The following is a 9,960-nucleotide window of genomic DNA, read 5'->3' on the forward strand; positions in this document are numbered from 1 at the left end:
GCCTTGAACCGAGCGGCACGGACACGACGGCCCCGGCATCGGGACATTGACTGGAACAGAACTATCGCCGCAAATCTTAGGCACTACCAGCCCGCATACCGGACGATCGTGCCCGAGCGTCTGGTCGGGCACACCCGGCGCAGCACCGAGGTCCAGCGTGAAATCATCCTGTGTATCGACCAGTCCGGGTCGATGGCCGAGTCCGTGGTCTACTCCAGCGTGTTCGGGGCGGTGCTCAGCTCGCTGCGGTCGGTGCGGACCCGCCTGGTGGTCTTCGACACGGAGGTTGTCGACCTGACGGACGAGTTGGACGATCCGGTTGATGTGCTCTTTGGTGTGCAACTCGGCGGCGGCACGGACATCAACCGCGCCCTGGCATACTGCCAGGACCAGATCACCCGGCCCACCGAGACGATTCTGGTGCTCATCAGCGACCTCTACGAAGGCGGCATTGCGGAAGAGATGCTGCAACGGGCGGCCACGATCGTCGGGTCGGGGACGACCATGATCGCGCTCCTGGCGTTAAGCGACAGCGGTCATCCGTCGTTCGACTCAGACCATGCCAGGGCACTTGCCGGAATTGGCGTCCCGGCCTTCGCCTGCACGCCCGACCTGTTCCCGGATCTGATGGCCGCGGCCATTGAACGCCGGGACGTGGGCGAATGGGCAGCCGCCCAGGACATCCCGACGAGCCACGAGGGTTAGAGGGTCGGCGGCTTGCCCGGCACGGTACCCGGTCCGGGAAAGACCGGGAAACGGAAGTTTCTCCGAAGGTGGCTACGTGTTGAGGTCCCAGTGGACACGGATCGCCTCGGCAACCGGCCCAGCGGTGACATCAATCCGGAAAGCAACGGGCGCGGTCCCAGTCTCCTCGATGACGGCGTCATGGTAAACGCGGCCGCAAGAGGAGCACAGGGTGTAGAGATCCTCGTCCTCAGGCCAGGTAGCCAGCCCCGCGGGCACGGGAACGTTTCCGCCAATGTGTACGGGCATTCCCTCCGAGTTGGCCTGAATCAATCCCTCGCTGCTGACGGTATTGCCGCAAACGCAGGTGATGGTGGTGACGTCATGATCGATGACCTCGGCGAATTCGGTATCCATGATCAGCTCCCCTCAGGTTCCGCAGAAGGTTCGGTACGGGCCAAAGCTTTCCGGGGCGGCAGCGGCGTAGCGCTCGAGGCCGGACCGCTCGTCGAAAGGTGCGGCGACTGCGTCCAGCAGCCGTGCCAGCGGATCCAGGTTTCCGCCGGTAGCGGCCGCCAGGGCCTCCTCCACCAGGTGGTTCCGCGGGATGTAGACCGGGTTGACCCGGTCCATGGCGTCAGCATTCGGCGCCAAGGCACGCCAGCGCCCTACCCAGGCATCGAAGGCTGCGGTGTCCAGGACCTGGGCCCGCGCGGCTTCGGCACGGCCGCGGGCGGCTTTGCCGAGGTGCCGGAAAAACGAGGTGTAGTCGGCCCGTGACTCCTGCATTAAGGCCACAACTTCATCCACGAGAGCCGAGGCCACGTCGTCGTCGAGCCCGTCACGGAACCCCAGCTTGGCCTTCATGCCTGCCGACCAGGCGTCACTGTACTGCCGGCGGAACTCGCCGAGGGCTCCCACCGCGAGCTCCACCGCCTGCTCCTCGTCATCGTGGAGCAGGGGCAGAAGCGACTCCGCGAGCCGGGCAAGATTCCACTCCGCCACCACCGGCTGGTTGCGGTAGGCGTAGCGCCCGCTCTCGTCGATCGAACTATAGACGGCGGCCGGGTCGAAGCCTTCCATGAAGGCACACGGCCCGTAGTCGATCGTTTCGCCCGAAATCGTCATGTTGTCGGTGTTCATGACCCCGTGAACGAATCCGACAAGCATCCACTGGGCCACCAGCGAAGCCTGGGCGGATATGACCGCTTGGAAGAGTGCTAGATAGCGGTTCCCGGCCTCCGCGGCGGYGGGGTGGTGACGGGTCAGGGCGTAGTCGGCGAGGCGGCGAAGGAGGCCGATGTCGCCCGTGGACCGGGCGTACTGGAAGCTGCCCACGCGCAGGTGGCTGCTGGCTACCCGGGTCAGAATGGCGCCCGGCAGGAGCGTTTCGCGCTGCACCGAACGTCCCGTCGCGACGACGGCGAGGGAACGGGTCGTGGGGATGTGCAGCGCGTGCATCGACTCGCTCACGATGTATTCGCGCAGCATGGGACCGACCACCGCCTGGCCGTCCCCGTTGCGGGCAAACGGCGTGCGTCCTGATCCCTTGAGGTGGACGTCGCGGAGCTGCCCGTCCGCGTGCCCGATCTCGCCCAGCAGGAGCGCGCGCCCGTCGCCGAGGCGGGGGGCGTACCAGCCAAACTGGTGGCCGGCGTAGGCCTGCGCCACCGGACTGGCATCGGCAGGGACGGCGTTGCCGGTCAACAGGCGCAGACCCTCCGGACTCCGGAGGAAGGCCGGATCGAGGCCCAGCTCAGTGCCGAGGTGCTCGTTGAGCACCAAAAGGTGCGGCTCGGGCGCCTCCTCCGCGCGCCAGGGAATGGCCATCTCCTGGAACTCCCGGGCGAAGCGGCCATCAAATGTGACGGTTGAATGCGCTGTGCCACTCATCTTTCAAGGATACCGGCCACAGCGTCAGCAATGCCGCTGGTCGCGGCGGAGCAGATTCGGGCCGGTGCCATGACGTGGCGCGGAGCTGGTGGCAGGATGGGCGCATGGAACTGCACATCACGGGCGACCCCGCCGCCGACCAACTGCTCAGCAATGACGCGTTCGCACTCCTCGTTGGCATGCTGCTTGACCAGCAGGTGACCATGGAGTCTGCGTTTGCCGGACCCGAAAAGATCCGGACGCGCATCGGGTCCATGGCCCCTGCCGCAATCGCCGAATACGACCCGGCCGGCTTCGTTGAGATCTTCAAGGAGCGTCCATCCATCCACCGCTTCCCCAGCTCCATGGCCGGCCGCGTCCAGGACCTCGCCGCGACCGTCCAAGGCGATTGGAATGGGGACGCAACTGCCATCTGGAACCAGGACGGCCCGGACGGTGAGGAAGTGCTGCGCAGGTTGAAAGGCTTGCCCGGCTTCGGGGAGCAAAAGGCCAAGATCTTCCTTGCACTGCTCGGCAAGCAGTGCGGCCTGCAGGCGCCAGGCTGGCGTGAGGCCGCCGGCCCCTATGGCCAGGAGAGCGCATTTCTTTCCGTCGCCGACATCGTGGACCCCGATTCGCTGAAAAGAGTGCGCGCCAGCAAGCAGGCTGCCAAGGCCGCCATCAAGGCCGCGAAGGCCTCCGAGCACTGATAAGGAGGGCCTGGATCAGCGGCTTCCAATGGCTTCGCCGGGGAAAACGATGCCGAGCTGGTTCCTGACGGCGTCGGCGACGGCCATGGTCCGGATGGATTCGGCGAGCGGCCGCTGCGGAACCTCCAGCCGCCCCGCCGCAATGGCGCTGGCGACGGCGGCAGCCTCGAAGTGCAGGCCCTCGAAGTGCGCTCCGGCCGGCTCCTCGTAGGCCAGCCGGGTACCGTCCGGGAAGTGGACGCTGAAGTTGCCTGGCATGTTAAAGGGCCCGTCAATTGACAGTGAAGCCTCGGTGCCCACAATGGTGGCGGACGTCGGCGTGAAGTTGTGCAATTGGGTGTTCATCATGGCCTGGCGTCCGCCGGCAAAGGACATGACGGCCGACAGCTGGGCATTGACTCCGGATTCGTGCGGTTCACCGAGTGCCAGGAGGCGGTCCGGTTCGCCCAGGACGGACGTGATGAGCGAGAGCGGATAGGTCCCCAGGTCCAGCAACGGGCCGCCCGCCAGAGCCGGGTCAAAGATCCGGTGGCTGGGGTCAAAGTGCTCACCGTATTCGGCGAAGACCGTAGTAAGGTCCCCGAGCATTCCGGAGTCGAGCACTTGTCGGATGACGTCGAACTTGGGCAGGAAAAATGTCCACATGGCTTCGGCGGCGAACCGGCCGGCGTCGGCGGCCCGGCTGGCGATGCCGGCCGCCTGCGCGCGGTTGATGCCTATCGGCTTTTCGACCAGAACGTGCTTGCCGGCGTCGAGCGCCATGAGGGCGGCCTCGTAGTGGAAGTTGTGCGGCGTGGCCACGTAGACGATGTCGACGTCGGCGGCGGCCAGCTCCTCATAGCTGCCGAAGGCAGCGGTGATGCCGTGCCGTCCAGCAAAGGCTTCGGAACGGTCCAGCGAGCGGGACCCGATTGCGGCGATAATCTGCGAGGTGTGCGCCTGGACGGATTCCGTAAAGCGCTCCGCAATCCAGCCGGGACCCATGATCCCCCAGCGGAGTGGTGGTGCGGTTCGGGAATCCGGGACCCGGGACACCGGGAGTGAGGAGTTCCCGGTCATGTGCCGGCTTCCATTGTGTTGACATCGATTCGCATAAGACTCATCGCCCTTTCCTGGATTTGTCCTGACATAGTAACAAATCGCTTCATCGGTAAAAGCCTGAAGAAATACCCGCTCCACCCCGGCGCCACACGMACCAGGCTTCCGGCATCCTCCCTGCTGCCGCGCCCGCACGGACTTGCCCCAACCGGCCGCCTCCAGGACACCCGTCGACCCTTTGAGCGCATGTCAAGACAAACTCTTGACTGTGGCGTTAGAGCGCTCTAACGTAGAAGGCACGTGATCCAGCGCACTCCCGGAGAACGCTCCGAATTCAAAGTCCGCCCTTCAGGTCGGCCGAATCGAGGAAGTCAACAATGTCGTTGCACACAGCAAGCTCGCCCGCCTCGGGCTCGAAACATCGCGGATATCTCGCCCGTCTCACTGTCATCTCCACACTCGGCGGACTCCTGTTCGGCTACGACACCGGTGTCATCTCCGGTGCGCTGCTCTACATGCAGGACTCCCTGAACATGAGCCCCGTAGAAGAGGCCACCGTCGTCAGCGCACTGCTCTTCCCTGGTGCCGCGGTGGGCGCGCTGAGCGGCGGCAGGCTCGCCGATAAGCTCGGGCGGCGCGGCACGCTGCTCGTCTGTGCGCTGCTCTTCCTCCTCGGAGCGATAGGCTGCGCCATCGCGCCGACCGTCGGGTTCATGGTGGCGGCCCGCGTCATCCTCGGTCTTGGCGTCGGCGCCGCCGCCGTGACGTGCCCCCTCTACCTTGCAGAAATGGCGCCTGCACACCTGCGCGGACGCATGGTCACCATCAACGAACTGATGATCGTGACCGGCCAGATGCTCGCTTTTGCCATCAACGCACTCCTCGACGCCGTCATCCACGACTCCGAGGTCTGGCGCATCATGCTTGGTATTGCCTCCATCCCCGCCATCGCACTCCTGATCGGCATGCTCGCCCTGCCCGAATCGCCGCGCTGGTTCGCTATCCGCGACAGGCTCGACGACAGCCGCCGCATCCTCAACCTCAGCCGCAGCCCTGAGGAAGCCGATTTCGAGTACAAAGAAATCGTTGAGTCCGCGAATACCGCCCGGAACGAGCGCTCCAGCGCCTGGCGCGATCTGAAGAACAATCCCTGGATGCGCCGGCTCCTCTGGGTCGGCATTGGGCTCGCCGCAGCCCAGCAGGCAACGGGCATCAATACCGTGAACTACTACGCCCCCACCATCCTCGAGCGCAGCGGCCTCGGGGTGAGCGCATCGCTCGTGGCAACCATCGCCGTCGGTGTGACGTCGGTGCTGATGACCGTCCTGGGCATCTGGCTCCTGGGCTTCGTCGGGCGCCGCCGCATGCTGGTCATCGGCTTCTCCGGGGTCGTGGCTTCGCAGGCACTCCTCGCCGTCGTCTTCACGCTCCCCCAGTCGGACCTCGTCAGTTACACCATTCTGGCGGCGATGATGCTGTTCGTGGCCTTCGTGCAGTGCTTCATCGGCACGTGCGTGTGGCTACTGCTCTCCGAGATCTTCCCGCTGGCCATCCGCGGCTTCGCGATGGGCATTGCGGTGTTCGCACTCTGGACCGTGAACGCGGCGATCTCCTTCCTGTTCCCGATCCTGGTCGTCGCCCTGGGCTCAACCGGCACGTTCACCGTGTTCGTGCTGGTGAACATTGTTTCCCTGATCTTCGTGGCGAAATTCGTGCCGGAGACGAAGGGRCAATCCCTGGAAGAGCTGGAGGTGCACTTCCGCACCGGAGGCATTCCAATCATCGTGCCTCCCACGGTACCGGGCGAGAAGGCGGTATCTCTCTGAGAATCGATCGTCCGCAGCCATTGCCGCCGGGCCTCCCCCACGGGACAGACATGCGGCCGGCGTCACGCAGTGGAACCGGTGCGGTTGCCCATGGGGCGGCGGCCGGAACCGCTGTGTTTCCCGCGATACGCTTGCCGGCAGGAGGCCATTAGTCCAGGAGCGAAATGAACCAGCATGGAGCGGCCAAACGCGCCACCATTGAGGATGTGGCGCGCGAGGCCGGCGTTTCTCGCGCACTCRTTTCCCTGGTGCTGAGGGGTTCACCCAAGGTGAGTGAACAAAGAAGAGAAGCTGTTGCCACCGCCATAGCCGCACTCGACTACCGGCCCAGCAATGCGGCCCGCTCGCTCGCCAGCGGACGGACGCAAACAGTAGGAGTGCTGCTGGACGACCTCTCCAATCCCTGGTTCGTGGAGCTGCTCGACGGCATGCAGAACATCTTCCGGGAGCAGAACCTTCGGATGGTCCTCGGCGATCCCCGCTATCTGGCCCGCCCAGGGGAAAGCCCGGTGTCCGCCTTCTTGGAATTGCGCGTCGACGGCCTCGTCATCGCCGGAGACTTCTCCGCCGATGAAGACCTCACCCGCGCCACACTGCTCACGCCAGCCGTCGTCGCCGGCACCCGCGCCTTCGACCTCCCGGCAGCGGACCGCGTCAGCAACGACGACGCCGCCGGCGCCCGGATGGCCGTCGAACACCTGATTGGTCTCGGCCACAGCGACATTGCCTTCCTCACCGCTCCCACCGGGTCCGCTACCGTGCGGGCCGACGCTTACCGGGACACCATGACCCGCCACGGCTTGCAGAACTACATCCGAGTGATACCAACAGACTTGAGCGAACATTCCGGCTTTGAGGCAATGAGCCGCCTTATCGACGRCGGCCTGCCCCCCTCAGCGGTCTTTGCCGCCAACGACGTCCTCGCCGTCGGTGCGCTCTCGGCCGCGGACGAGCACGGCATCAGCGTGCCGGCACAACTCTCACTGGTCGGATACGACAACACCTATCTCGCCGGGATCCGCCACGTCTCCCTGACCACCGTCGACCCCGTCAGCCGGGACGTAGGCATCCGCGCTGCGGAGTTTCTCCTTGCCCGCATCGCCGACCCCTCCCTCCCGCCACGTACCGAAGTGCTGGCCCCGCGCCTCGTCGTTCGAAGCACCACCGCTCCCGCCGCCCACACCTGACACCCCCGGCCACCCAAGGCGGGCCGGCGGCCGCTACCCTCTGTCGTGGTGCAGTGGCCCTGACTAGACTTGAATTGCGCCGGATTAGACGCATGGATTCGTCTCTGGAGGGCAGTATCATGACAGACCGCAGCGACTCCGAATTGCCCGCGGATCAGGCGCCCGCGGACGAGAAACCAGAAGACAAGGAGCTCCGGGGCCGGTACGTCGAAGGAGCGTACGGTAAGGCTGGCGTGCAGAGAGGCCGGCACGCCGAGGACGAGGAGGGCCAATACGTCCAAGGTGACTACGGTGCGGGCGGCAGGGAGGGCGGCCTGCCCGAACCCTTGGGAGACCGAGCCAAGGAATCCGGGCGCTACGTGGCAGCCGACTACGGCGGCGCTGGTACGGTTCCGGGACGCACGGCCGGGTCGGAAATCGGCCAGTACACCGAAGGTGACTACGGTGCGGACGGTACTGTAGATCCGCTGCGCAAGGCCGGAACAGGTACGCCTGGCGAAAAGCCGATGACCGAGGCGCACGGTGGCCACGACGCTGAACCGCAGGCCCGGAACGCCTCGTCGGGTGCCGCGGCCCAGAGCGATGACTCCCGCAGCGGTGCAGATGTGCGCGAAGCGGTCGACATCGCGGAGGCGGGTACCAAGGCGCAGGGGGATCACTCGCATCCGGAACGGGCCAAGACAGGCGAGGCGCCTGTGGAGCAGGTGTTCAACGACCCCGCCATGACCGAGGGGCAGCGGACCGTGACGGACTCCGCAGAGACATCCGGATCTGTACCGCCGGGACCCTCACCCGCCGAAGCCGGATCCGGTGGCGCCCAGTCCGCGGTTGGGGCCCGGGAGTCGGACCGACTCGCGGCGGGCGAGCCGCCGGCCGCGGGCAAGCCCTTCGACGCCGGCAGCGAGGAGGGCACTTAGAGCGCCTGCCCGGGTGGGCAAGCAAGGACGTATCACGAGGCGATTCCGGGCTGGTAGGTGCCGGCGCTCCATTCCTGTCCCTGGGGATCGAGCACCCGGCAGCGCCGGGCGCCCCATTGGGTGTCTTCGGGCTCGATCACTGAGGTTCCGCCCGCAGCGAGGGCGAATAACTTGGCGTCCATGCCGGAATGCTATTCCCAAGCGCAGCCGTCCGGAACTAGCGTGGCGGAATGAACTCGTCGAAGACCCCCGCCGAGATCCTCAACATTGCCGGCAACGAGGTTCGCATCTCGAGTCCGGACAAGGTGGTGTTCCCCGAACCCGGACTGACCAAGCTCGACCTGGTCCGCTACTACCTCACCGTCGCCGACGGTGCACTGCGCGGCGCAGGCGGCCGGCCCATGGTGCTCAAGCGCTTCCCGAAGGGGATCGGCGCTGAGCCGTTCTTTCAGAAGCGCGTGCCTGAAAACCACCCCGACTTTATCGACACGGCAACGCTGCACTACGCGTCCGGAACATCTGCCGAAGAGGCCGTCATCCGGGATGCTGCGGGCTTGGCGTGGGTCGTGAATCTTGGATGCCTGGACCTCAACCCTCACCCCGTGCGTGCAGAGGACCTCGAGCACCCGGACGAGCTCCGGGTCGACCTCGACCCGATGCCGGGGGTCGACTGGGCGCAGATCGTCGATGTCGCCTATGTCGCGCGGGAGGTGCTCGACGACGTCGGACTGGTGGGGTGGCCGAAGACGAGCGGTTCGCGGGGACTCCACATCCTCGTGCGCATCGCGCCTCAGTGGTCGTACCGCGACGTGCGGCTCGCCGCCGAGACCCTCGCCCGCGAGGTCGAGAACCGCGCTCCGGGCCTCGCCACCGCGCGGTGGTGGAAGGAGGAGCGCGGCGAGAGTGTGTTCGTCGACTTCAACCAGAACGCCAAGGACCGCACCGTGGCATCGGCGTACTCGATCCGGCCCCTGCCCGATGCCCGGGTCTCGACTCCGCTCAATTGGGACGAGGTTACCTCCACCCGGCCGGAACAATTCACGGTGCCCACTGTGCTTGAGCGCTTCGCGGCGATGGGCGACCCCCACGCCGGGATCGACGACGCGGTAGGGACGCTCGACAGGCTCATCAGTCTGGCTGCCGGGCTCGGCCCCGCCGAAAAGCCGCCGCGCGGCAGCGACGGCCTGGGCCGCCGGCAATCGGTAATGCCGCTCATCGAGGTGGCACGGACCAAGACCAAGCCCGAGGCGCTCGCGGCGCTCGAGGAATGGAAGACCCGGCATGCGGACCTCTTGTCAGCCCTGCATCCCGCCGACGTACTCGTCGACGGAATGCGGGGATCGAGTTCGCTCTGGTACCGGGTCCGGGTGAACCTGCAGCACGTCCCGGAAAATGAGCGTCCGCCGCAGGAGGAGCTCATCGCCGACTACGACCCCTGGGCGGGCAAAGAGTGGCCGGGGCGCCCTGGATCCTGACCGCCGGCTCCTGAACACCGTCCTGACACCGGCTCCTGACACCAAGGACGGGGCTCAGGCGTCCTGAGGCTTGTCCGGCTGCGCCAGGGTGTCTGCGTGGCGATGGGCGACCTTCCATTCGCCACCCTCGCGCCGGTAGACCTGGGTCACGCGCAGTGTGTAGTCCCTCGGCTCTCCGTTTACCGAGGTGCTCGTATGCTCGTACCCAACGGTGTAGGCCATGTCCCCGATCACGTCGGCAGCAATCACCT

At 66.1% G+C, this 9,960-nt stretch carries 11 protein-coding genes; 6 read left to right on the top strand and 5 right to left on the bottom strand.

The features are described from left to right. The coding region (locus AC1D1W_RS18480; RefSeq protein WP_476944454.1) for a VWA domain-containing protein at positions 1-705 on the top strand (705 nt) is incomplete at its 5' end. A 72-nt stretch (positions 706-777) separates the two neighbouring features. On the opposite strand, the gene AC1D1W_RS18485 is transcribed toward AC1D1W_RS18480, so the two are convergent. Both AC1D1W_RS18485 and AC1D1W_RS18490 read right to left on the bottom strand, forming a co-directional pair. Continuing rightward, on the bottom strand, positions 778-1,101 hold the full coding sequence (locus AC1D1W_RS18485; RefSeq protein WP_028276623.1) for a hypothetical protein: 324 nt from the start codon (positions 1,099-1,101) through the stop codon (positions 778-780). A gap of 12 nt (positions 1,102-1,113) precedes the next feature. Next, complete coding sequence (locus tag AC1D1W_RS18490; protein ID WP_476944455.1) at positions 1,114-2,577, bottom strand: protein adenylyltransferase SelO; 1,464 nt, start codon at positions 2,575-2,577, stop codon at positions 1,114-1,116. 104 nt (positions 2,578-2,681) lie between these two features. On the opposite strand from AC1D1W_RS18490, the gene AC1D1W_RS18495 reads away from it, so the two are divergent. Continuing rightward, entirely contained in the window at positions 2,682-3,266 is a 585-nt protein-coding gene (locus tag AC1D1W_RS18495; RefSeq protein ID WP_028276625.1) for an HhH-GPD-type base excision DNA repair protein, read from the top strand. Between the two features lie 15 nt (positions 3,267-3,281). On the opposite strand, the gene AC1D1W_RS18500 is transcribed toward AC1D1W_RS18495, so the two are convergent. After that, positions 3,282-4,325 (bottom strand): Gfo/Idh/MocA family protein, encoded by a 1,044-nt coding sequence (locus AC1D1W_RS18500; protein WP_243177911.1) that lies wholly within the window; start codon positions 4,323-4,325, stop codon positions 3,282-3,284. 356 nt (positions 4,326-4,681) lie between these two features. On the opposite strand from AC1D1W_RS18500, the gene AC1D1W_RS18505 reads away from it, so the two are divergent. The 3 genes from AC1D1W_RS18505 (at position 4,682) to AC1D1W_RS18515 (ending at position 8,234) form a co-directional block, all read left to right on the top strand. Then, positions 4,682-6,130 (top strand): sugar porter family MFS transporter, encoded by a 1,449-nt coding sequence (locus AC1D1W_RS18505; RefSeq protein ID WP_243177912.1) that lies wholly within the window; start codon positions 4,682-4,684, stop codon positions 6,128-6,130. Between the two features lie 164 nt (positions 6,131-6,294). Further along, complete coding sequence (locus AC1D1W_RS18510; protein WP_476944456.1) at positions 6,295-7,317, top strand: LacI family DNA-binding transcriptional regulator; 1,023 nt, start codon at positions 6,295-6,297, stop codon at positions 7,315-7,317. Between the two features lie 119 nt (positions 7,318-7,436). After that, the gene (locus AC1D1W_RS18515; RefSeq protein ID WP_243177914.1) at positions 7,437-8,234 is read left to right on the top strand and encodes a hypothetical protein; all 798 of its coding nucleotides are present in this window, start codon (positions 7,437-7,439) and stop codon (positions 8,232-8,234) included. Between the two features lie 32 nt (positions 8,235-8,266). Here AC1D1W_RS18515 and AC1D1W_RS18520 read toward each other — a convergent pair whose 3' ends face one another. Further along, positions 8,267-8,416 (bottom strand): VOC family protein, encoded by a 150-nt coding sequence (locus AC1D1W_RS18520; RefSeq protein ID WP_243177915.1) that lies wholly within the window; start codon positions 8,414-8,416, stop codon positions 8,267-8,269. A gap of 48 nt (positions 8,417-8,464) precedes the next feature. Here AC1D1W_RS18520 and ligD point away from each other — a divergent pair, with 48 nt between their 5' ends. Beyond that, positions 8,465-9,709 (top strand): non-homologous end-joining DNA ligase, encoded by a 1,245-nt coding sequence (gene ligD, locus AC1D1W_RS18525; RefSeq protein WP_243177916.1) that lies wholly within the window; start codon positions 8,465-8,467, stop codon positions 9,707-9,709. A gap of 54 nt (positions 9,710-9,763) precedes the next feature. Here the strand turns inward: ligD and AC1D1W_RS18530 are convergent. Next, positions 9,764-9,960, bottom strand: a 197-nt coding sequence (locus tag AC1D1W_RS18530) for a nuclear transport factor 2 family protein (protein WP_476944457.1), incomplete at its 5' end; no start/stop codon positions are given.

The organism is Arthrobacter sp. P1_B4 (genome assembly GCF_056406555.1).